The organism is Vreelandella sulfidaeris Esulfide1, assembly GCF_054072535.1.
In genome coordinates this window covers 3,019,000-3,042,861 of sequence record NZ_CM133364.1, presented here as the reverse complement: position 1 = coordinate 3,042,861, position 23,862 = coordinate 3,019,000, and the positions used below count along the sequence as shown (strand labels likewise).

17 protein-coding genes are annotated in these 23,862 nt (G+C 54.3%); 11 read left to right on the top strand and 6 right to left on the bottom strand.

Translation table 11 applies throughout. The features are described from left to right. Positions 1-336: 336 nt before the first annotated feature. Positions 337-825 (bottom strand): sigma 54-interacting transcriptional regulator, encoded by a 489-nt coding sequence (locus ACW44H_RS14230; protein ID WP_174788262.1) that lies wholly within the window; start codon positions 823-825, stop codon positions 337-339. 238 nt (positions 826-1,063) lie between these two features. On the opposite strand from ACW44H_RS14230, the gene ACW44H_RS14225 reads away from it, so the two are divergent. The 6 genes from ACW44H_RS14225 to nadC all read left to right on the top strand — a co-directional run bounded on the left by ACW44H_RS14225 (position 1,064) and on the right by nadC (position 8,402). Further along, positions 1,064-2,377 (top strand): Rieske 2Fe-2S domain-containing protein, encoded by a 1,314-nt coding sequence (locus ACW44H_RS14225; protein WP_174788261.1) that lies wholly within the window; start codon positions 1,064-1,066, stop codon positions 2,375-2,377. 79 nt (positions 2,378-2,456) lie between these two features. Beyond that, the gene (locus ACW44H_RS14220; RefSeq protein ID WP_174788478.1) at positions 2,457-3,449 is read left to right on the top strand and encodes a substrate-binding domain-containing protein; all 993 of its coding nucleotides are present in this window, start codon (positions 2,457-2,459) and stop codon (positions 3,447-3,449) included. A gap of 103 nt (positions 3,450-3,552) precedes the next feature. Beyond that, complete coding sequence (locus ACW44H_RS14215) at positions 3,553-4,551, top strand: TAXI family TRAP transporter solute-binding subunit (RefSeq protein WP_174788260.1); 999 nt, start codon at positions 3,553-3,555, stop codon at positions 4,549-4,551. Between the two features lie 35 nt (positions 4,552-4,586). After that, on the top strand, positions 4,587-6,500 hold the full coding sequence (locus ACW44H_RS14210; RefSeq protein WP_174788259.1) for a TRAP transporter permease: 1,914 nt from the start codon (positions 4,587-4,589) through the stop codon (positions 6,498-6,500). Positions 6,501-6,832: 332 nt separating this feature from the next. Further along, positions 6,833-7,087: an EamA family transporter gene (locus tag ACW44H_RS14205; RefSeq protein ID WP_230803560.1), complete on the top strand. Its 255-nt coding sequence runs from the start codon at positions 6,833-6,835 to the stop codon at positions 7,085-7,087. 466 nt (positions 7,088-7,553) lie between these two features. Further along, the gene (nadC, locus tag ACW44H_RS14200; RefSeq protein ID WP_174788258.1) at positions 7,554-8,402 is read left to right on the top strand and encodes a carboxylating nicotinate-nucleotide diphosphorylase; all 849 of its coding nucleotides are present in this window, start codon (positions 7,554-7,556) and stop codon (positions 8,400-8,402) included. An 868-nt stretch (positions 8,403-9,270) separates the two neighbouring features. On the opposite strand, the gene ACW44H_RS14195 is transcribed toward nadC, so the two are convergent. From ACW44H_RS14195 to ACW44H_RS14185, 3 genes are read right to left on the bottom strand one after another with little or no spacing between them, the layout of a single operon-like run. Then, on the bottom strand, positions 9,271-9,756 hold the full coding sequence (locus ACW44H_RS14195; RefSeq protein ID WP_174788257.1) for a MarR family winged helix-turn-helix transcriptional regulator: 486 nt from the start codon (positions 9,754-9,756) through the stop codon (positions 9,271-9,273). Between the two features lie 33 nt (positions 9,757-9,789). Beyond that, positions 9,790-11,007, bottom strand: coding sequence for a Gfo/Idh/MocA family oxidoreductase (locus ACW44H_RS14190; RefSeq protein WP_174788256.1), 1,218 nt, complete (start codon positions 11,005-11,007; stop codon positions 9,790-9,792). Positions 11,008-11,035: 28 nt separating this feature from the next. After that, on the bottom strand, positions 11,036-12,013 hold the full coding sequence (locus ACW44H_RS14185) for a PDR/VanB family oxidoreductase (RefSeq protein ID WP_174788255.1): 978 nt from the start codon (positions 12,011-12,013) through the stop codon (positions 11,036-11,038). Between the two features lie 2,051 nt (positions 12,014-14,064). Here ACW44H_RS14185 and ACW44H_RS14180 point away from each other — a divergent pair. Further along, positions 14,065-14,232, top strand: coding sequence for an ImmA/IrrE family metallo-endopeptidase (locus tag ACW44H_RS14180; protein ID WP_457505179.1), 168 nt, complete (start codon positions 14,065-14,067; stop codon positions 14,230-14,232). A gap of 382 nt (positions 14,233-14,614) precedes the next feature. Here the strand turns inward: ACW44H_RS14180 and ACW44H_RS14175 are convergent, their stop codons facing one another. After that, entirely contained in the window at positions 14,615-15,823 is a 1,209-nt protein-coding gene (locus ACW44H_RS14175) for a zinc-dependent alcohol dehydrogenase (RefSeq protein WP_457505178.1), read from the bottom strand. Between the two features lie 823 nt (positions 15,824-16,646). Here ACW44H_RS14175 and ACW44H_RS14170 point away from each other — a divergent pair. The 3 genes from ACW44H_RS14170 (at position 16,647) to ACW44H_RS14160 (ending at position 20,543) form a co-directional block, all read left to right on the top strand. Continuing rightward, the gene (locus ACW44H_RS14170) at positions 16,647-16,862 is read left to right on the top strand and encodes a hypothetical protein (protein WP_457505177.1); all 216 of its coding nucleotides are present in this window, start codon (positions 16,647-16,649) and stop codon (positions 16,860-16,862) included. Positions 16,863-16,913: 51 nt separating this feature from the next. Continuing rightward, the gene (locus ACW44H_RS14165; RefSeq protein WP_457505175.1) at positions 16,914-18,044 is read left to right on the top strand and encodes a PQQ-dependent sugar dehydrogenase; all 1,131 of its coding nucleotides are present in this window, start codon (positions 16,914-16,916) and stop codon (positions 18,042-18,044) included. Between the two features lie 423 nt (positions 18,045-18,467). Next, positions 18,468-20,543 carry a TonB-dependent siderophore receptor gene (locus ACW44H_RS14160; protein WP_457505174.1) on the top strand — a complete coding sequence of 692 codons (2,076 nt, stop codon included), beginning with the start codon at positions 18,468-18,470 and terminating at the stop codon, positions 20,541-20,543. A 91-nt stretch (positions 20,544-20,634) separates the two neighbouring features. On the opposite strand, the gene ACW44H_RS14155 is transcribed toward ACW44H_RS14160, so the two are convergent. Beyond that, complete coding sequence (locus tag ACW44H_RS14155; protein WP_457509042.1) at positions 20,635-21,468, bottom strand: ABC transporter ATP-binding protein; 834 nt, start codon at positions 21,466-21,468, stop codon at positions 20,635-20,637. 251 nt (positions 21,469-21,719) lie between these two features. On the opposite strand from ACW44H_RS14155, the gene ACW44H_RS14150 reads away from it, so the two are divergent. Next, positions 21,720-23,858, top strand: coding sequence for a TonB-dependent receptor (locus ACW44H_RS14150; RefSeq protein ID WP_457505173.1), 2,139 nt, complete (start codon positions 21,720-21,722; stop codon positions 23,856-23,858). The last annotated feature ends 4 nt before the right edge of the window (positions 23,859-23,862 follow it).

Sequence of the window (23,862 nt, the reverse complement as noted above, 5' to 3'; positions counted from 1 at the left end):
AGATAGTTCGGTGTTCCTTCCTGACATGAAGGGGCATCTCGGGAAACCGCAGAACCTCGCCGATCGAAGGTCTGAGGTGCTGCCAGTTAAAAAAATCTACAAAACGATACGGATAAGCAGAAGGTAAAGTTTAATTATCTAACTTAGAGATCGGTATATACACTGCGAGGTTTTGTCAAACATATTAAAGTAGTATTTGTCCTGGCGGGAATCTCTCGCAGATTGTGATGCCCCCAAGGCTTTGTTCAAAAGCCGAATTTGATATTGTCGTCTATCCCGTAGCAACATAGGTACCCCCATAGCAAATCGCTATGGGGCCTGCGAAAAGGGCAGGGCTTACATTGAGTATATCGTGTCGCCACCGCAGACTACGGGGCAGTTCTTGGCGGTGATCGCCAGATAACGAACGGTATCTTTTGACATCCTTTTCTCGGACGTCAGGTGGCTAGACCGTCCAGAGCGCTCCGCGGCGACGAAGCGGCCCTCAGTACGGTGGCTCTGGTCATGCAGGCTTTGGGCCAGGTTCTCCTTGCCAGTACCTATCTCGCCCAGGAGTAGTACGGGGACCTCAAAGGGCGCTGCGCAGCCGAGCATGGTGAGCATCTTCTGGAAGGCCGGTGCCGACTCGATGGCCGCCCCGTCCTCCTGGCCGCGGGTACGGGCCAGCTCCATCCCCAAGGTGGCGATGCGCGCCTGCAGTTCGTAGAACTCATCGATTAGTGGCTCCTCTATCACTTCCCGATCATGCCTGCATCCTAATGGCTCTCCCGTGGCTCGCTCCACCACGCTCGAAATGGCCGCTCTGGCCACCGGTCTACGCTTCATATCAGGCTCCTACGTATCGAGGGTCCGCCAAGGCTAGCAATGGTGCGGCTGGCTGGAGGCGGATCACGTCAGCGTTACGGTGCCCAACACACTGGGTGCGACTTTGGTCTATTTGACATGGCCGCTCGATTCCTTAAGGTTAGAGATGTAAGTTAGGTATCTAACTATATCGGCGAGGCCTACTTATCGACGAGGCCTCCTCGTGAAGCTAACTATTCTTGTAACGGAGACCGTGCTTATGTTGACGCAAGAAGATAACGAACTGCTGTGTCGTGTCGAGGGCGATGCCCCCATGGGTGAGATCATGCGCCGCCACTGGCTGCCCGCATGCCTTTCAGAAGAGATCGAGGAGCCAGATGGTGATCCGGTGCGGGTTCGACTGCTCGGTGAGGATCTGGTGGCCTTTCGCGATACCGAAGGGCGCGTGGGGGTGCTGGACGAGATGTGCCCGCATCGGCGCGCATCGCTAGTGCTGGGTCGTAACGAGGAGTGTGGACTGCGCTGCCTGTACCATGGTTGGAAGATGGATGTCGAGGGCAATGTTCTGGAGATGGCTTCCGAGCCACCAGAATCAAAGATGACCGAGAAGGTAAAGCACAAGGCATACCCCACCCATGAGTCGGCCGGTTTTGTCTGGGTCTACATGGGGCCGCCCGAGGAGCAGCCGGAGTTCATTCCGCCCGTTTTCCAACCGACTCCGGAAACTAAGGTGTCTATCTCCAAGGTGATCGTCGATTGCAACTGGGCCCAAATCCTAGAGGGAGCCATCGACTCGGCCCACTCCTCGAGCCTGCATTCCACCGACATGGTGCCGGCCCGCAAGGATGGCGCCGAGGCCACCGACAAGCTTTGGCTGCGCCCGTCCACAGACAAGGCGCCGCGTCTGCAAGTGCAGCCGACCCCGTTCGGTTTCCGCTATGCCGCTATCCGTCGTCCTATCAAGGACGCCAAGACGCATGATTACGTGCGTACCACACTGTTCATCGCGCCCTATACAGTACAGATCCCACCGAACAATCTCTATGATATCGCGATCCTGCATGTGCCAATCGATGACACCCATACGGCGTTCCACTTCATCGCCTGGGGCGACGCGAGCACTACGCCTGATACCGAGTCCTGGCGCAAGTTCCTCGGCACGCAGATCGGGATCGATGTGGACACGCACTACGGTAAATTCCGTACCCGTGAAAACAACTACTGGCAGGATCGTCGCATCATGCAACTCGGTACCAGCTTCACCGGTATCAAGGGCATCCCCAATCAGGATATCGCGATGTGGGAAACGATGGGCCCGATTGCCGATCGAACCCATGATCGTCTCGGTGCGAGCGACTTGGCGATCGTCGAGTTCCGTCGCCAGATGGTGCAGGCCGCCAAGACCATGCAGCAAGGAGGACCAGCCATTGGCACCGAGGAGCCGCGGATTCCGCATTATAAGCTCAAGTCTTTCCAGGGCATCGTCCCCAAGGAAGAGGATTGGCGTCAACTGGGTACCGCCCCTGAAGAGGCGGAGCTGTATGCCGACAAGCAGCACCATGCCAACAATTAAGATCGGTACGTTGAGCCCGTGAGCAAGCCTCTTATGTTGCTAAACATCGTGACTCACAAATAACAAAGCAGGAACCATGATGAACAAGCTTGAACTTTCGGTTGCCGTCGGCAATTACGACCGCGTAAGGCCATTGATCGATGGGGAAGTGCAGATCGATGGGGTAGATCCGGTATTCATGCTGCATGACCCGGAGGAAATCTTCTTTCGTGCCTTCCGTCATGCCGACTTTGACATCACCGAGCTCTCGCTGAGCAGTTATACCGTAAAGACGGCAGCGGGCAATTGCCCCTATATCGGGGTACCCGTCTTCCCCTCACGCGCCTTTCGGCATACCTCCATCTACATTCGGACCGATCGCGGTATCGAATCGCCGGCCGACCTGCGGGGCAAACGCATTGGCGTTCCCGAATATCAGTTGACCGCTAATGTCTGGGCCCGTTTGTTCCTCGAGGAGGATCATGACCTCCAGCCTCGTGATGTGACCTGGATGCGTGGTGGTTACGAGGAGCCGGGTCGGGTCGAGAAGATCAACCTCGATCTTCCCGACGGAGTCCGCGTGGAGAACATTCCGGAAGGGGAAACTCTCTCCGGTATGCTGGCTTCTGGTGAGCTGGATGCGGTAGTGGGGCCGCGAGCTCCATCTTGTTTTATGCAGGGGCATCCCCAGGTGGGCTACCTCTACCGTGATCCTCAACGCGCAGCCTCGGACTGGTATCGCCGAACGGGCATCTTCCCCATTATGCATCTGCTGGGCATTCGCAAGACGCTTGTAGAGCGCCATCCCTGGCTGCCATTCTCCGTCTACAAGGCTTTCGAGCAATCCAAGGTCAAGGCATTGGCGAAGCTTAGTGACACCTCAGCAACTAAGGTAACCCTGCCGTTCGTCGAGGACCAGCTCCAGGCAGCCCGACGCCTGATGGGAGAGGATTTTTGGTCCTATGGCTTTGCTCCTAACCGGCACACGCTGGAGCGGTTTCTCGAGCAACACCATGCGGAGGGGCTGTCCCGGCGGCTATTGAAGCCGGAGGAGCTGTTCCATCCCGCCACGCTGGAAAGCTTCAAGATCTGACTGTCCCTGAAAGGGTGATTCTATCCGTTGCACAGCGATACCTTTACAACAACAAACCAAACTCCGTAGTACCAATGACGTCATAAGTATAAGAGGTGAATAAATGAAAATCTCAATCAAGAAGTCCGTGATGGCCATGGCCCTTGTCGTTCCTGGGCTGATGATGAATGTCGCATCGGCCCAAGAATACAAACTCACCGTTGCCGGTGCCTCGCCAGGAGGACTGTGGTCATTGCTGGGCGCCGGCCTGGACAGTGCCGTGAAAGCTGAATATCCCGGCTCGACTGTGACCTATCAGACTTCGGGGGGCGGTATTGCCAATGTGGCAGTCCTGCAGCGCGGTGATGCTAGCCTGGGTATGGTTGAGGACGCCGTGCTGCAGCTGGCTCGCGATGGGGCAGCCCCTTTTCGCGAGCCTGTCAATGACGATATTAGGGTGCTTGCCTATCTCTACACCTGGGCGCCGATGCAGGCTGTTATGAGGAAAGAGTTTGCCGAAAAGCATGGTATCTCCAGTTTTGAGGATATCGCCGAGGTCAAGCCACCGATCACCATTGCCATCAACAAGCGCGGTAATATCGCATCGAATGTGGCGGAAACCATGTTAGAGGCCATCGGTGCGGGACCCGATGAACTCAAAAGCTGGGGAGGCGATATCATCTATGCCGCTTCCAGTGAGCAGTCGGGCCTGCTTCAGGACCGGCGCATCGACATGCTCCTGAACAGTCTATTCGTGGGACAGAGTTCGATCATGCAGGCGGCCTCGAGTGTCGATGTGAAGCTTTTGCCCTTGTCCGAGGACACCATACAGGAAGTCTCGGAGAAGACGGGAACCAGCGCCTTCACAATTCCTGGGGGAGCCTACGATTGGGCGCCGGAAGAAACACAAACCGTGTCGGTCAGCACTGCCTTGGCCGTGCGGAGCGATATGGATGAGGAAATGGCCTATAACCTGACCAAGGCGCTTTACGAAAACTATGACAAGATCGCCAACGTTCATCCGGCCATGGAGAGCCTGACACCGGAAGTCATGGCGGATGTAGACGTTGTGCCCTATCACGATGGCGCCGAGCGTTACCTTAAGGAAGTCGGCCTTCGCTAATTGTGGAAAGAGTATCGCTACTGAGAGGTTGGTCTATGAATCACTTTTTCTCGATGGTAACGGGAACCGGCGCCAGGCGAACCCTCACGGGCAGGCTGGGGATGGTAGTGCATGGATGCGCTGCCCTCGTGGCGCTGGCAGTCATTTATACGACGACAATCGTATATGTAGATCTGTATGCCATGATGGTCGTTTTCCTTTCCGCTATGCTGGCCCTACTGTTCCTTAACGTGACCGCTGGGCCCAAGGGGCGTCAGGACCGCCCCAGCGTGTTCGACTGGTGCCTTGTCGTGGCGAGTCTCGTTGTTGGACTCTATTTTTTTGCGGAAAGCCACCGGATCACTCAGCGCATCACCTTGCTGTTCCCATTGGAGACAGTTGACTTACTAGCGGCCAGTGTGCTCCTAGCACTGACCATCGAGGCAACACGTCGCACGGTCGGCTTTGGCCTGACCAGCGTCGTGCTGGTCTTTGTCGTCTATAACCTTTGGGGGCACGGCTTACCGGGAGCACTTGGTTTCCGAGAGGTCAGTTATAATCACTTTCTCGATATCATGATGTTCACTTCGGACGGCCTGTTCGGGGTGCCGCTTCGCGTCGCGGCGACCTATGCCTTCCTGTTCGTGATGTTCGGAACCTTCCTGTCCAAGGCGGGCGGTGCCGAGTTCTTCTATAATCTGGCCTCCGCGGTTGCTGGCCGTAGAACCGGGGGGCCGGCTAAGATCGCCGTCATTTCCTCGGCACTTTACGGTACCATGTCGGGGAGCCCAACCTCCGACGTCGTCACGACGGGATCCGTTACTATCCCGATCATGCAGCGCCTCGGGTATAGCAAGCCACTATCGGGTAGTGTAGAAGTGGCCGCTTCCACCGGTGGAAGTCTGTTGCCCCCGGTTATGGGATCTGCAGCTTTCATCATGGCGGAGTATACGGGCATTGAGTATCGCGATATCGCCGTTGCCGGTATTATTCCTGCGATGCTCTATTTCATGTGCGTATACGCGCAGGTGCATCTGCGCTCCCAGAAACTGGGCCTGAGAGGGTTGTCCAAGGAGGAAACTCCACCTTTGAAAGGGACTCTCAAGAACGGCGGCCTGTTCATCCTCCCGTTGGTCGCGTTGTCGGCGGCTCTGTTAATGGGGTATTCCCCGACCTTTGTCGCGGCGCTTGCCACTGCGGTGGTGTTGATCGTCTCGGCGGTCCGTAGTTCGACTCGGATGGGGCCAAAGGCTATCTGGGATGCCTTGGCCGTCACCACACTGCGTATGGTCTCAGTTGTGGCGGCTTGTGCGGCGGCGGGGCTGGTAATCGGGGGAATCTCCATGACGGGCCTGGGCGGTAAGTTCGCCGATCTCGTGTACTTGCTGGCTGGCGATGTTGCTTTCCTAGCACTGATCATCTCCGCCATACTGGCGATTATCTTGGGCATGGGCATGCCGACTCCCTCTGCCTTCATCCTGGCGGCCGTGCTGGTGGGTCCCACCTTGCTGGGACTGGACTTTAGCGTCCTCCAGACCAATATGTTCATCCTCTACTTCGCTGTGCTCTCGGCCATGACACCCCCGGTGGCGGTAGCCGCCTTCGCCGCTTCGGCCATTGCAGATGCCAAGCCCCTAGAGATTGCTACCGGGGCCGTGAGGTTAGCCATTACGGCTTTCATCGTGCCCTTTGCCTTCATGTATGGTGATGGACTGCTGATGGTCGGTGGCTGGGCGGAGATCGCCAGTACCTGTGTTACTGCGGTGATCGGCGTACTATTACTGAGTATCGCGGTTGAAGGGTATTGGCGCGGACGGCTCCTCAAGTGTCCGAGGTTTGGCTTTGGGCTGGCAGGGCTGTTGTTCATTGCCCCGAGCTGGTGGGCAGTTGCTTTGGCAGTGTTGCTCGTCTCCATGGCGGTTATTGCCACACCTCATTTGCGGCTTCATCGGTATAAGGTGATGATATGATATAAAAAAACAGTTTCTTGTTTGTGGTAATCTATTCTCATAAAGGCCAAGCTACATGCCATGAAACTTCGGCGTTAACTTGGCCTCTATGAGTATTTTAGGGTTGTGAGGTCATGGTGTTGAGTTCGGAAATAATACCTGTCCTGCTTTCCCTGTTGTCTTCGCTGATGTTCGCCGCCACTTTTGTTCTTGTGAAGATTGGTGTCAATTCCTCATCAACCCTTGCGGCACTATGGGTGACCCTATCCACTAACGTGGTTTTCTTATGAGGCTGGAGTCTTCTCAGAGATGGCTGGCAGCTCACGGAGTGGTGGGAGTGGCGTTACACTGTCTTGGCCGGATTTTTTGCTCCCCTGCTTGGTCGGTTGTTCCATTTCCTCGGTATGGAAAGCTTAGGTGCGAATACCACTACTCCACTCACATTGACCCATCCGCTAGTTACCGTAGTGCTGGCCATCTTTTTTCTAGGTGAGGATGTTGATCTTGCAGTGCTGCCGGGGATCGGGTTTGTGCTGTTGGGTACGGCTTTTCTTGGATCACAGAGCGGGCGGCTGAGTGTACATTCTTCAATTAGCACTTCAAGATGATATTTACTCTTCCCTTTGGCTGCATCGCTGTCTTACGGTGTGTCGGTAGTATTCAGGAAAATAGGCATTGATCATGTAGCAGATGCAGTGATTGCAGCCGCGGTCACCACGACATCCTCCTGGGGGTTGTTGGCATCTTACCTGATTGTTTATAAGACCATCCGTGGCGTTTCTGCGCCTGTCAATACTGTCGTTTGTGGTCGTGGTGAGTTTTTTGTTTTTTGATGTCAGGTCTGTCCAAGCCTCGGTCCTGTGTTTCTTTATATGGCTTTTCAGGGCGGTAGGCTTTCCGTTGTTGCTCTATTGGCTTCAATGACTCCCTTTTTTGTATTGCTGATAACCGTATTTATTATGCGTGGAGAAGGTGTGGTGAATCGATGGGTGGTGCTAGGCACCGTTACTATGGTAATGGGTGCAATTGCGTATTTTGGAACTGCATAGTAAGTGGAAAGGGGAGAGTTTTTGTATGTATAAGATTGATAAAAACATGCTCGACGAAGCAGCGAGGAGGAACGCAATTGCTGCACTTGAAGAAGACATCGGAAGTGGCGATATTACGGCGCGACTGGTGTCCGGTATGTGTGAGGCGGAAGCTAGCATAATCACGAAGGAAGATGCCGTTGTTTGTGGCACCACTTGGGTCGACGAGATTTTCAAGCAGATCGATCCCCGAGTGGAAATCGAGTGGAAGGTCAAAGATAGTGATTGCGTCACGGCCGGTCAGACGCTCTGTGACATGTCAGGAAATGCCAGATCTCTGCTCAGTGGGGAGAGAAGTGCGCTCAATTTTCTTCAGGCTCTCTCAGGTACCGCGACCCGAAGTCGCTATTTTTTCCGGTTAGTCGAAGGAACGTCAGTGCAATTACTAGATACTCGCAAGACCTTACCCGGCCTGCGTCTCGCTCAGAAGTATGCGGTAACCTGCGGTGGTTGTCTCAGTCACCGTATGGGCCTATATGACGGCTATCTCATCAAGGAGAATCATATTGCAGCTTGTGGTGGTATCGCTAAGGCGATAGATGAAGCAAGGCATCTGGCACCCGAGAAGCCGATCGAAGTGGAAGTTGAAAATCTGGAGGAATTCAAGCAAGCGCTTAAGGCGAGGCCCGACATGATCATGCTGGACAATTTCAGTATCGAGGACATGCGGACAGCCGTCGATATCTCAGCAGGAGGCGTGCTACTTGAGGCCTCAGGAGGCGTCACGGAGGCCACCTTGATCACTATCGCAAGGACGGGGGTCGATTACATCTCTCTAGGTACTTTGACCAAGGATCTCAAGGCGATAGACTTATCGATGCGTCTATCGATGTGAGAGGTCAACAGGCCAGCGGGGGCTGCCGAATTCACACGAAGATCAAGCGTGGAATCGGCAGTTGGAGGTATCTTCGGTATGCTAAGGACTAAACTCCGAGATGGGTTTGCGCCTGGCGTGCCCGAATATCCATAGCTGCCAGGGTTTTTCCGTCTGTCCCCCGGTCGCCTCTGTGGTTGGTCTCGTCGGGGCAGTTACTCCATGGGACCAAGTCGAAGCGCCAGCTTGAAGCGGTGCATTCACTTCGTCATAGATGGCTCGGTAGACCGCTTGCTTTAAGGTTGGCCTGGGGACTATCGCGCCATGCCTGCGTATCGGTACGACATTATCGTTTCTAGAGAGCCGGCAAGCGACGCCCCCAGCGAACGATCTCGGATCAATAGGTCAGTCGCGGTGCCTGCCGTGTCCCCGTTCTGGAAGATTGGCGCGCCTGCACCCAGAAAGCTGCTCATGCGGCATGTCGGCCGCAAGGGGGCCTACTTGACGGTACTGAAGGAGAGTGGCTATGTACAACTGCCACAACATTCGGTCGTGCACGATAATTCGACCTCGGGTATGGTTACTCCCTAATAAAGAAGAGCTACTCGGGGCTTGGTAGATACCAACTATTCACTTTCAATGAAGGCGTACTCGATGCCTTCTGGCATGCCAACATCCCCTTCCGGAAGATACCGTACGGCTTCTACTGAGGCGAAACATAGCACCCGGGCTCGTCACGTTGGACGATCTACTGACATTCCATCACTATGGCAGCCCCATCGATGCTGATGGCCGCTCCGTCTATCTTGAGCGCTTCTCATGGAGAGGTCTGGCGGTATTCATCGCTAACCCACAGGTTAGTGGGTTAGCAGATGATTGTGATTAAGCATTATTCGTTTGCCGCGGCCAAATTGCTGATAATTTTGAGCAAGGTGCGTCGTGTCACACGGAGGTCTTCACACTTGGTACCTTGCACAGCAATATCATTAACGTCCTCAGCAAGGGGAATCAGGGTTTCCTTTAAATCTCGTCCCTTATCCGTAAGATAGATATGAATGTTCTTGCGGTTACCATTTAGTTGTCTGCGTTCAATCAGGCCGTTGGCCTCCATCGCTTTCAGGGCGGTAAAGGTCGTGGGCTCCATCAGTCCAGCCTGTTCACTGAGTTCGCGTTGAGTCAATCCTTCTGTTACCCAGAGGATACGCAGGAACGACCAGTGGCCGAAGCTTACCGAGTGTTCCGCCAAGCGTGACTGCAGGCTTTTTGTCAGAACTCGGCCGGCATCACGTATCAAGTGAGCCAAGCGATCGTCCGGCACATCTTCTAACCAATGAAGAAGAACCGTTCGACTTTCCCGATTATTGTTACGAGGCATCGTGGTGGTTTCTCCCAAGGAGGCAATATCGCCCTAATCCGAAGTTTTATCATAGCACACCGGGTCTGGCACACTTGTCTGGTGGGATAACATAACTTCATGTTTATTTTGGGCGGATTCCAGTATCGCCAAGCAGACTTCCATCGTTGCCATTCCCCATTCGCCGGTGTGAATGGGTCGCCGGTCATGGCGTATGGCACCTATCAGTTCATCTAAAACTTCACGCCTCGGGATCTCCGGTCGCGGCAAGGGTTCCAGAAAGCGTCGAGTATGGGCATACACCTGAACCCCGTGCGGTACGGGACGAAGGTCGGCGCCATCGCAGGAAACGAGGACGAAGCCGAAATGGTTATGTGCGGTATCCTGTGGTTGGCTATTGGTTAGGGAAAGGCCAGCGCCATAGGTGCGGGTGTTCTTAAGGGCGGCTTCCTCTTCGGGTCCTTGAATCTCCATCAGCCTCGCCCTGGCACAGCCGTACTGATCGGGGTCTCGAGGCCGCCCCAATTCACCTGTCCACCCGCAAAGTTCATCGCTGTCGAAATGCGCGAAGCCACTGTAGGTCATGTTGGCAAATACGCCATTGTCGAAGGTGAGCAGCACACTGTAGGCGCCTTCCGTGGGGCGTGCAGGATCCCAGCTTCCAGTAGCGGCCCGCACGCTCTTGACGTGCCCGCTACCGAGCAGGCGCACAATATCGACCTGATGAGCAGCCTGGCTGAACACCACCCCACCCCCCTGCGACGTGTTTAACTCTTCCGGACGGCGGGGGCGGTAAAGAAAGTCGGTGTAGTTGAGCGCACTGATCATGCGCACCGCCCCGAAATCCTGACTGTCGATTATCTCACGCGTCCGCAAATAGGGCGCATCGAAGCTATGACTGTGTCCGACAATCAGCCAGCACGCAGCGCGGCGCATGGCATCTATCATGGCCTGGCAATCCTCAAGGGAGAGCGCCATCGGCTTTTCGACCAAGACATGCTTTCCATGTGCTGCCGCCAGTTCGACATGCTCGCGATGAAACTGGTGGGGAGTGGCGATATATATCGCTTCCACGTCGGGATCGGCGCATAGGTCAGCAACTTCAGCATAGGTGGTGGCGGCAAAATCGTCACGGAACTGGCGACGAGCCTCCTCTCGCGGATCGGCCGCCGCCACTAAGCGAATGCCAGGGTGGGCCGCGAAGGTGGGCAACAGAAGCATGAAGCCTCGACCCAGACCGGCGATGCCGAGTTTCAAGCGGGGTACTAGCATGGTGGGCACTCCGGGGTGAAGTAAATAATTATTCAGGTAAATCGATTAACAGTTCCTTCGAACGCGCGCGCGAGACGCAGACCATAATGTTGTCCTGTCGCTCGGCTTCTGACAAAACCAGATCACGGTGCTCCGCCTCGCCTTCCAGAAGCCGCGTTCGACAGGAGCCGCAGGTGCCACTTTCGCAAGAGTAGGGAACATGATGGCCATTCACTCTTAATGCCTCGAGGATCGAGACACCTGCCGGTACCGGAACCGCCTCGCCGGTCTTGTGGAGGCGTACAGTGAAGGGCGTGTCCTCTGCTGCGCTGGTCGAATGGCTTTTGCCAAAGTCTTCGAAGTGTACACTGGAGGGTGTCCAATGACCGGTCATGTCGCGAACCGCTTCCATTAACCCACGGGGGCCACAGCAGTAGATATGGGCCCCCTTGGGCTGCTCGAGTGCCGGCCACAGGTCATAGGAGTTATCGGGATTGCCATGGTCATGATGGATTACCACCTTGCCTCGGTACTCGGGGGCGCTGAGTTCCTCGAGAAAGGCGGTTTGCGACGGCTCGCGCGACAGGTAGTAAAGCTTGAAGGGCTTGCCCCCCGTTGCCTTCAGGTGATAAATCATCGAGAGAATCGGGGTTATGCCTATTCCGCCGGCTATGAAGATGTAGCGAGCGGGGTTGCCTGTCAGTTCGAAGTCGTTGTGCGGCGCCGATACCTTGAGACGATCGCCCACCCGGGTTTCGTCAACAAGGCTCTTCGATCCGCCGGTGCCTTCTTCCTCGCGCTTGACCGCAATGACATACCGAGCCTGCTCGTCGGGATCATTGCACAGCGAGTAGTGTCGCATTTGGCCGCTGGGAGTCTCGAGGCGCACATGAGCGCCGGGTGTGAATTCGGGAAGGTCGTTGCCCTCGGGATCAGCGAGCTCAACGCGGTAAATGCCGTCGGCGATCGCGTCCAGTGCTGAGACGACCAGTTCGTTCATGGGAACTTTTTCAGAGGGGCTAGCCATAGAATACCCACCTTTCTTGTGTGTGGTTGAATACTTAAATATCTAAGTATTTTTCCGACACTAATGCAAGCCACGAAGCTGCAACTTTAGTCGCATTTTTCGTTGCTCAGAAGCAAGAGTTACCGGTATGAGGCGCAATTATGGCCTGTGAGGTTGACCTGTTACTTGACGCGAGGGTCACCAGCCAGTTGGGGGTCTTAGGGCCACACACGCCGGGTATTTCTCGTCTTACACTGAGTCTCACGTAATATCACCTTCGCCTCATACGCGTTCTGCTCCACGCATCTCGCTGCGCTGTTCGGGCTTAAGCGTCGACATCATTTCCCATGGGCATGAATAATGACTTGCCCGCGAGTGACAACACGCTTGCCACCTTAGCCCTTTCGTTCAATAATTGCGGCCCATCGGCGGCTTTTACCGTTATATCGGTGAAGAGGAAACATCTCTGGCATTTCGTGATGAGTTGAAGGACTACGAGGAGAGGAGAACACTAGTACCACTGGAAAATGAAGGTTTTGCACTGTAGGGCGGGCGTTCATCGCAGCCATTCTCAAAGCGCGTACGTCTGAGACATCATTTGACGCTTTCCTGCCGACCAAGCGCCTGCTGGGTCGTCTCGAGCAGGTAATGTTTGTGTTATATGACTAACTGGGGGCTCTACACAGCTAGCCGTAGGTAAGGCGATGGTTCTTGTTTGGTTGCTGGTTGCCGGGAACAATGTAACTAGTGTAAGTAGTGGAAATTCTCAAATGGCTGATTTTAAGAATAACCGCATTGCAGGCGCGATTCTTAAAATCACTGAATTTTATTCATAATCACTTTGTCGTAAGTTAAGTCCTTCCTGGATTCAACAAGTGAGTGCGGGCAAGGCCTACGCTGAATCAAGCTAGGCTTTGGAGTTCGGAGTTCGGAGTTCGGAGTTCGGAGTTCGGAGTTCGCAATGCAACTCCCAAGCGTTTACTTTTTCTCACTATCTCTAGACGACGAACCGTATTCGCGATAGAAAATTTTTCGCTGTTGTAGAAAGGGGCAGAGTGGGTTCATCTGATGGGGGTTCTTCCTGATCCCTCCGCATCGGCCGCTCGGAATGGTGCTAAAATAAAGTTTGACCACATCACTCTCTAGGCTACGAAGGATGAAGCAAGCGCAGAGACGTATCGCAAACAGGCTTTTTCATCTTGGTGCACGGCCAACCCGGACCCTACCACGTGGGCGGAAAGCGCACTTGAATACTGAAAGGCGATGCTATTTGGCATCCGCAAAGAGGAGCCTGTGGCAGCCTTGTATAGTAAGATTGCTCCGGTGCTAGAAGCTGAGCTTGCGGCTATGCACCCTACGCGTGCTGATTCGTCAAATACCCTGGCGATGCTGTTCCTGTACCGCTGATATTCTGAGTTGGCCGTGTCTTTTTTTCAGGGCGCCAAACAGATGCTCGTAGAGAACTATGAGGAGAAATATCAACGGATTCATGCCCAACAGTCTTTGATAGACGGACTCACTCTAAAATATAAAAAGTAGGCGTGAAGGTCGGTAGAGATTCAGATTAATGAACATATCTTGGTGAGAAGTAAGGCTAACCACAGTTTGATAGAATAATAGAGGAGCTTTCCACTTAGGGCTTCGCCTAGAAAATTTTACTGTGCCATTATTGTTTGTCAGTGATTGCAGTGAGGCATTTTATCCACTTCATTCAGCTCCTTCAGACTAATGTTTAAACGGCGGGTGGTCGTCGCCTGGTTGTCATTTGGCTGCTAACAGGGTGAAAACTGTGTAAGCAATGTAATTCATGGAAAACGTAACTCTCTGAAAAGTATTTGTTTTCGCTTTGCAGGCGCGATCCCAAAGTTGGTTTGGTTGCACTCATAATCCCTTGGTCGTAGGTTCAAGTCCTACTGGGCCCACCATTAAATCAAAGACTTACCCTCCACAGCACCCTTCCTCGTTGTACCTTTTTTCGCCAGCGTCTACAAAGCGTCTACACCCTAGAATTTTGGCCCGTATGTGACGGCTTCCGTCTGAATCGAAAGGTATTAGGGTCTTCTCGCTATCTATTGTTCGTTTTCTTAAATATACAAAAATCGAGCGAACATAGTCGATTTGACGCAGCGCACGAACTAGGTCACTTAGCGCTCCATAAACATGCAGGCGCCCATGGAAAGGAAGCCGAGCGTGAAGCCAACGCATTTGCCTCTTCCTTATGCCTAGAGAAAACGTACTAACCTGATGCAGTTTGCTTTTGACTTGGAGGTTAACGATACCGTTATAAAAACCTCATGTTTTATTTCAGAGGCGCGCCTTGGCCCGCGGGTCGCGAACATACAGTACCCGATATTACAAGAATAGACTGTGGGACTAAGCCTGGCGAAACGTCGGGGCCAGCATAACGTAGAGGAAAGGTGAACTGGGTACAGGACCGGGCATTAAAATGCTTATAACTGGGCTTCAGCACCCAAAAACTCTGGGCAGGCCCCATGTTGGAGGCAGCCCACAGGCACCCGTTAAAGGACGCCCACGGCGCCTCACTGGAAGCTTGCGGGCCGTTGGCGTCTACTCCCCGTGACATGAAACCTCAGGGTTCGCCCACCTAGTTGGTCGTCAGGTCTAAGTTTGAGGCAACAGTTCCACCTTGATCCAGCCATTTTCACGACGGTCGAAAGCTTCGAAAGCCTGCAAGGCGTCGGGCATCTTGTGGCTCTGGGTCAGGATCTTGGCAGGATCAACCTTATTGGCCAAGGTCAGCTCGATCAACTTGGGAATATACTTGCGATGCGGACAGTTGCCCATGTGCAGAGTCAGGTTCTTGTTCATCGCTGCACCGATCGGGAAAGCCCGGAACTGTGGTGGATAGACGCCAATGATCGACAGTGTGCCGGCCTTAGCCAAGCCCTCCACAGCCCACTGCAGTGCCTGGCTGGGACCATCGCCGGGCTGCCAGAGATCGCCCGAGGTATTGGTGTCGGGAGCATTCGAACGGGCCTCCTGTTCCTGGGTCTGGATATCACCGCTCTCGGCAGCCTCGCCATGATGGGCGTGCTGGGCATCGATGCCTACCGCGTCGATGGCACGGTCTGTGCCAATGCCTCCGGTCAGGCGCTTCAGCGTCTCCACCGGATCTTCACGTTCATAGTTGATTACTTCGGCACCAAGCTCGCGGGCCTTATCGAGACGATCCTGCTTGGAATCGATGGCGAATACACGACCGGCTCCCAGTAGCTTGGCGCTGACGATGGCGAACAGACCGACCGCGCCACAGCCGAACACGGCGACGCTATCACCATCCTTGATCTCAGCGGCGTCGGCACCAAAATAGCCGGTCGGGAAGATGTCCGACATGGCGATCGCCTGATCGTCGCTGATCTCGTCGGGCAGCTTGATCAATCCGGTGTTGGCGAAAGGAATACGGGCTTTTTCCGCTTGTAGGCCATGAAATGGCCCGGTGGGTTTGGGACCGCCATAAAAAGATGTACCGGCCTGCTTGCCGTTGGGATTGGCCTCATCGCACTGAGAGAAGTAACCAGCGCGGCAATAACTGCAGATGCCGCAGGCGATGGTCGATGGGATCACCACCCGGTCGCCGGGCACGAGGTTGCGTACATCCTCACCGACCTCCTCGACAATGCCAACACCCTCATGGCCGAGGATGGTACCTTCCTGCATGTCTGAAAAGGTGCCGCGGATAAAATGCAGGTCGGTTCCGCAGATAGCCGAGGCAGTCAGACGCACAATGGCGTCGGTGGGATCCTGAATCTTCGGTTCGGGTACATCGTCAAGACGAATGTCACCAATGCCATGATAAACGATAGCTTTCATCACGCTTTCCTCAGGTCACGATGAATGGAGCGTAGATGCATGGGTAAGACTAGCGAGCCACAGATATGCTTCTTACGCAAAGTGCCTGAAGCATAGGTAAGAAAGTAGCCGTCAACAAGGTACGGCCTGTAAGGGTTGGGGATAGTCGATCCGAGGATTGGTGGTGCTACGTCCGGTCACTCGAGATGAGCACCACCGGTTAATTCGCCAGCGCGTGCTTGAGCGGTTGGATGTGTTTCTCAGCGAGACGGATGATGAAGGAAGGCTGGTTTTCTATGGTCGCGTCGCAAGCGTCGCGATAAACGGTAGCACTTTGATAATTCTTGGTTTATGCATTACAGGCGCGATTCAAAATTTTGTTTGGTTGCACGCATAATCCCTTGGTTGTAGGTTCAAGTCCTACTGGGCCCACCCTTTAAATCTGGCAGTTTCCTCCCCTCCAAGCTTCATTTTTCTTCAGTTTGTAATTGAGATTTGCTTGCTGACAAGCAGCAACATTGCCATAACGCATTTATTCTCTTCGCCTTAAGCGCTTTTTGCATCCCGCGCGCTGTGTCAGCAGCTTCAGGCCAATGATGATGCTTGGGGTAGGCTCATCTATCTTTCATTCCTTGGACAGCCCCGATTTCCCCACCTATCCTCATGAGATATGAGTTATAAGCGTAGCCCAGCACGGACCGCCGAGATGGAATATTGATAAGTTAAGAAGGTGTTTGTGTAGCGGCATTAAATCGTAAGGCATCTTCATTCTCTACAAGGAGAGTAGCATGGTGTATGCCCCCGATGAGTCTCCGTCCCAACCTCAGCAGGACCCCCCAATTCGATGGTTTTCTACGGTTCGGCCGTCGCCATCGTGGTCTTTTCCGCTATTGCCTCGTTCGCCGGGGTGGACAAGGGCATCTGCAGGCTCTCCAAGTTCGATATGCTGTTGGCGCTACTGTTCTTGGTGTTTACCGTCAGCGACTTGCAGCAATGGCAGCGAGAGTACACACCGGTACGGTCGTTGCCCGCACCGGAAGCCAATCCTCCCTCTGCGTAAGGCAGAGCCAGGAGTCACTTGCAAAAATCACCATCACGGAGATTGCTTACCATGAAACACTACACCCACGCGGCCATGGGTCTTGCCGCTACCACCATGCTGGCGTCTCCGCTTGCCTTGGCGCAGCCGGAGAAATCCGTGCAGACCGAGGCTGGCGCCATTGCCATCGAAACCGTCGTAGAGGGTCTTGTGCACCCTTGGGGCATGGCTTTTCTGCCCGACGGACGAATGCTGATTACCGAGCGCGAGGGGCGTCTGCGCATCCTTTCGAAGGACGAGAAGCTATCCGATCCGATCGAGGGGGTACCAGATGTCTTCAACCGCGGCCAGGGCGGCCTGCTTGATGTCGCGCTGCATCCGGACTTCGCCTCGAACCGCTGGGTCTATCTCTCCTTCGCCGAGCCCGGCGAGGACGGTGCTTCCACCGCGCTCGGCCGCGGCCGCCTCGAAGAAGGCAAGCTTGAAGACTTCGAGGTGATCTTCCGTCAGGAGCCCAAGGTTGACGAAGAGAACCATTTCGGAGGGCGCATCGTCTTCACCGGCGATGAAACGCTTTTCTTCACCTTGGGCGAGCGCTTCCTGTTCGATCCAGCCCAGGATCTGTCCAACCACTTGGGCACCATCGTTCGCCTCAACCATGACGGTTCGGCAGCCGCGGACAACCCCTTCGTTGATCAGGACGACGCCCGCGATGAGATCTGGTCCTACGGCCATCGCAACATTGAAAGTGCCGCTATCCACCCCGATACGGGCGAGCTGTGGGTCGCCGAAATGGGTCCGCTGGGCGGTGACGAGCTCAACCGTCCCCAGGCCGGTAAGAACTATGGCTGGCCCGAGGTAAGCTGGGGAAAGCACTACAGCGGTGAGGAGATTCCCGATCCTTCCGAAAACGGCGAGTATGCAAATGCAGTCATGCAGTGGACCCCCGTGATCTCGCCGTCCGGCATGATCTTCTATACTGGCGAAAAGTTTGCCGATTGGCAGGGCGACATGCTGATCGGTGGGCTGACGGAGCAGGGTTTGGTGCGCATCACCCTGGATGGCGAGGAGGTGACCAATGATGAGCGCATCCCGCTAGGCGTACGAATTCGCGATGTCGAGCAAGGCCCGGAAGGATGGATCTATGTGGCGACCGACGAGTCGGACGGAAAGGTGATGCGCCTGAGAACGCTGGACGACTGAGAGCCAGGCGCTGTCGGCTTGACATGGGAAAGCCTTGGCTCCGAGGCAGGGGATTGCTGAGGGGATCTACCGATAGCTGCTGTCCGTCCAGTCCCATATAGGTCAGCCGGCACAGATGATGGGAACGGCGGAGATGTCTGCCCCGCCGGGGGCGCCGTGAACTGATATCCTTTGGTTAAGGCTCAAGTCCTACTGGGTCCACCATTTACCAGTCACATCATCCGCTATGCCTCTCTTAGAAGCATACTTGGCGTTTTTTGATTGCGTTTCTTAGCGTTTCTGTCTTAGCCCATCTGTCGTGAAACATCCCGTTCCACAAGCCAATATTGACTCATTGTGCTTATTGTGGCTGTGAATAAAAATCCGTATCATTCGCTTTACTATAATAGCGATACGCTTTTTATCACCTTTGAGGCCCTCTTCATGCTCCGGAACACTAAACCCTTCGCGCGGCGTCCGCTGGCTATTGCTATACGACGTTCCCTCTCCCTATCGCTAGGCGGCGTGTTGAGTATTGCACCGCTCGCCGTGTTGGCTCAGGAAGAGGTGGTGGATACCGGCACTACTGTCGTTACGGCCACCGCGCTGAAAGTGGCGACTCCGCTGGTAGAAACGCCGCGCCCGGTTTCAAGCGTTGATCGTGAGGAATTGGAAACCCGTAACGTTCAGCAGTTAGATGAAACGTTCCGTTATCGGGCGGGCGTGCTTTCAGGCCACTATGGGGCAGACAACAATACGAATTGGTTCCAGATTCGAGGATTTGACGAAGCCACGTATATGGATGGCTTGCGTACTTATCAGCCTGGGTACTATAAATGGCTGCCCGAACCTTACGGTCTTGACCGGGTGGATGTTTTCAAGGGGCCCACTTCGATTATTTATGGTGAAGCCCCCTCTGGTGGGATGATCAATGCGGTAAGCAAGCGACCTACCGATGAACAAAGGGGTGAGGTCGAGATTCAGTCCGGCAATCGCGATCATCGCCAGTTGGGCTTTGATACATCGGGGCCGGCTACCGAGAGTGGTGATGTACGCTATCGTTTCGTGGGGTTATACAAAGAACGGGACGGTGATTTAAGCGACACCGATAACGAACGTTACTACTTTGCACCGAGCCTCGAGTGGGATATCTCCGATGATACACACCTTACGGTGTTGTCCAGTTTCCAGAAAGATGATGGCGTTCCGGTCAACCCCTTTAAACTTCCCTACGGTACAGTAGACGATACGCCTTTTGGCAAGGTAGACCCGCAAACTAACTATGGTGCACCCAACTACGATAAGGATGAGCGTACTCAGACCGCCTTTGGTTACGAATTTAAGCATCAGCTCGATGACACTTGGCAATTCGAGCAGAATACTCGCTACAGCCATCTCGATTTGGACCTTCGCAGCACCTATGTGCTAGGAGAGACCGGTGATGGGCAGACTGCTTCTCGAGGTCACTTGCAGCGTGAAGGGAAGATCGACAGTTTTACAATCGATAATCGTATGGTGGGTAAGTGGTACACCGACCGTACTGAAAATACCTTACTCTTTGGATTAGACTACCAAGACCTAAGTCTTGATGGCAAAGAGTTCGATAGCTTTGGCTATGATGTTGTCGATATTTTTAATCCGCAGGGCGATATTACGCCAGTTCCCAACGATCAGTTGACACGGCGTCAGATCGACAAGGATCAGCTGGGTCTGTACGTTCAAAATCAACTACGTATTGATGATCGCTGGGTTTTATTGGGTGGCGTTCGCTACGATAGTGCTGATGTCAGAAACGAGTCCGAGCGTGAGACCACTACTGTAGATGAAACCCAGACTGCCACTTCTTTATCTGGCGGCGTTATGTATCTTGGCGACAATGGGCTTAACCCATATCTCAGTTACAGCGAGTCATTCCAACCGGAAGCGCAAACTGACTTCAGGGGTGCTGTCTTTGAGGAGATCAAAGGGGAGCAGTGGGAGTTAGGTCTCAAATACGCACCATTTAACTGGGACGGTTACGTGACTGCAGCGTTATTCGATATAGAAGAGTCGAATTCCTTTGCTACTACCCCAGCGGGATACCAAACCCAGGAAGGTGAACGAACCTCTACTGGATTTGAACTTGAAGGGGTTGGGTATCTTACCGAAGCGCTCAAGTTGACGGCTGCCTATACCTACACAGATGCACGCGACGCAGATGACAACCGTGCGACTTTGATTCCACGTCACATGGCGTCTACATGGTTAGATTATGACTTTGAAGGCACTGCCGTGGATGGTTTGAAAGTCGGCGCTGGTATTCGGCATGCTGGTGAAAGCTCAGGTGGGGATACTATCGATGTGCCCAGTTATACCGTGGGTGATGCCATGGCTAGCTATGACTTTAACGATAGCTGGACTGCACAACTTAATGTTAACAACATCACTGATGAGGAGTATGTAGCCAGTTGTGAATCTGATTTCTGGTGTTATTACGGCGAATCCCGCAGTGTGATTGGCAGTTTGAAATATAAGTGGTAAGGCATTTCTGCTTTACGAAGCCCGGCAACTGCCGGGCTTTTTTTGTGCGTTCAGTAAAATAACAAACAATGGTTTATAGCGCACAGCGCTGCTAAACAACCACTCCCGGCTCGCTGGCAACCTGGTGCCGTTTACGCGGCACACAAATAGGGCTTCCGCTTTCAGGGTCGTGGATGACATGGGCCTCCAGATCAAAAACGCGCTGAAGGTTCTCAGCGGTAAATACGTCGCTAGGCGAGCCGCTGGTGACGATATGGCCGTCGCGCATCATTACCAATTGATCGGCGTAAGCGGCGGCCAGGTTCAAATCGTGGAGCACTAAGAGAAGGGTGCGACCGTGCTCGTGGGCTAGGCGTGAGAGTAGTGCTAGCAAATCAACCTGCACCTTTAGATCCAAAAAGGTCGTGGGTTCGTCGAGCAGGATCAAGTCGGTTTGTTGTGCCAGTACCATGGCGATCCAGCAGCGCTGGCGCTGCCCGCCGGAAAGGGCATCGACGTTACGGTCGGCGAACTCCGTCACATTGGTAAACGCCATGGCTTCGCGAATAGCCTCGGCATCCTGGTGGGCGTTTTTCTGCCACAAGCCCTGGTGCGGAAAGCGGCCCATGCCTACTAACTGCTTTACGCTCAGCCCCTCCGGCGCCACAGGCCCTTGGGGAAGTAACCCCAGGCGTTTGGCGACCTCCCGCGTGTTGCTGCGGTGAATATCCTGGCCATCCAGATAAACGTGTCCGGCGCTTGGCGTGAGGGTGCGGGCAAGGGTTTTTAGCAACGTCGACTTACCACTGCCGTTGGGGCCCAACAGCACGGTGAGCTTGCCTTCGGCGATGGTGATATCCACGCCATCCAGCACTCGGCGAGCGTCATAGCCCGCACAAAGTGATGCTCCCTGCAAGCGAGGTGGTCGAGGGGAAGGGTGTTTCATCATTAACCCGCTTGAGTGGTCGAAAGAGCTAGCACCATAAGTAAACATATTCTCATTTTCAATTATCGGTAGTCGCTCATTAGGCATCCCTCACTGTCTTCAGGCAGCCAAGCGCATCCACTTTATCGAACGGGCTGTTCGCGGTGGGTAGACGCTAACGGTTTTTATCCTCATAATATAATAGTTATCATTTAGATGCGCATTATTATTTAAAAGGATCATTCACTCACAAGCAGGGGGATAAAAAGAACATGCATGTGAAGAAACGTCAGGTGTTTTGGCCCACGTTGACGCTCGCTGGCCTAGTAGCGGCTAGCCAAGCCCAGGGGCAAGCGTCGGGTATCAACGAGGCGCAAAATGCTACCAGCGACGCAAATGCCACCATGGTGGTCACCGCCACCCGTAGCCGCAGTGAAGAGGGCCAAACACCGCAACGGGTGACCGTCATCACACGTGAAGAGATCGAGCAGCAGCTGGCTATTAGCGATGATCCCGGCCAAGTGCTGAGCAATTTGATTCCTTCTTATTCACCCAGCCGCCAGAAACTCTCTAACGCCGGTGAAACGCTGCGGGGTCGCGATGCTCTGTTTCTTATCGACGGTGTTCCTCAATCCAACCCATTGCGCGATAGCTCACGGGATAGCTATACCATTGACCTTTCCATGGTCGAGCGTATCGAAGTCATTCATGGTGCCAGTGCGGAGCACGGTTTGGGCGCCACCGGGGGCCTGATTAACTTCGTCACACGGCGTGCTGAAGGTGGTGGTATCAGTCAGCACGCTGGCATCAGCCTGACCACGGACGATGATTTCCAATCGGGTGGGTTGGGCAACAAGCTGGATTACCGCATTAGTGGCCAGCAGGGCGACTGGGATTTCGTGGCTGCGGCTACCCGCCAGGAGCGCGGGGTTTTTTACGATGGTAATGATGAAATCGTCGGTATTGCTTACCCCGGTGAGCTGCAAAACTCAGAGAGCTATGACCTGTTCGGTAAACTTGGCTACTGGATCGACGACAATCAGCAAATCGAAGCCTCGCTTAATCACTTCGAGTTGGAAGAGGGTAATGATTACGTGCCGGTGCCAGGGGATCGCGCTGCAGGTGTGCCCACCACCGCGCGCCGTGGCAACCGTGATGGTGAGCCTGGCTTTAACGAAGTGACCTCGGCGCGGCTTGCCTACTCCCACGCCGATTGGTACGGCAATACGTTGGATGCCCAGGTGTATCAGCAGCGCTTTCGCGCACGCTTTGCTACCACGCCGTTTTTCCCCTATGTGGATAGCGCGGGAAATACCCAATACGATCAGACACGCAATGAATCTGACAAACGCGGTGCCAAATTCACCTTGAACCGCGATGGCATGCTGGATGATCGGTTAGGGGTCACGGTGGGCCTGGACGTACTGGATGATGAGACGAGCCAGATGCTGGTTCAGACCGGGCGAACCTATGTGCCGGAAAGCCGCTATCGGAACTTGGCGCCCTTTCTGCAGGGGCAATTCAAGCTAGCCGAACCGCTGACGCTTCACGCCGGTGTGCGTCATGAACACGCCGAGCTAGAGGTGGATACTTTTCAAACCATCGACCGCAGCAATATCACTCAAGACAACGTCACCGTCGATGGTGGCAACCCCAGCTTCAATGAAACGCTCTATAACGCAGGCGTTACCTACCAAGCGACTGACTGGGCTCAGCTGTATGCCAGCTACTCGGAAGGTTTCGGCATGCCTGACGTGGGCAGGGTACTGCGTGGGATCGGTACGCCGGGCCAGGATGTGGATACCTTGCTGCAGCTTCAACCCATCGTGACTGATAACCGGGAAATCGGCGCGCGTTTTGATTGGGATGATTATGGGTTAGAGATCAGCTATTACGAATCCAACGCCGATTACGGCCAGCGGCTTACCGAGCAGAATGGCTCCTGGGTCGGTAGCCGGGAGAAAACCGAGATCCAGGGTGTCGAGATTACCGGGGACATGCAGGTCGCCGACAAGCATGACCTGTCGCTCTCGTACGCCCATACCGAGGGTAAGTCGGATCAAGATGGCGATGGTAGTGTGGATACCAAACTGACCGGCATTAATATCGCGCCCGACACGCTCAAGCTGGGCTGGAGTGCGGCTTGGAATGAGCGTGTTTCAACCCGCCTACAGGGCAGCTATTATTTTGATCGTAGCGTCGATGATTCTGAGCTTGATTTTGACGGTTACGGCTTGGTGGATGCTTCGCTTGCCTACCGCCTGCCTGCCGGTAGGGTATCCGTGGGCATCGAAAACCTCACCGATGAAGATTATATTACCTATTATTCTCAGGCCGCGCGCATCAGCGACGAGTACTACTTCACTGGGCGGGGCCGCACCTTTACGCTCGGCTACCAGTTGGATTTTTAAGCAG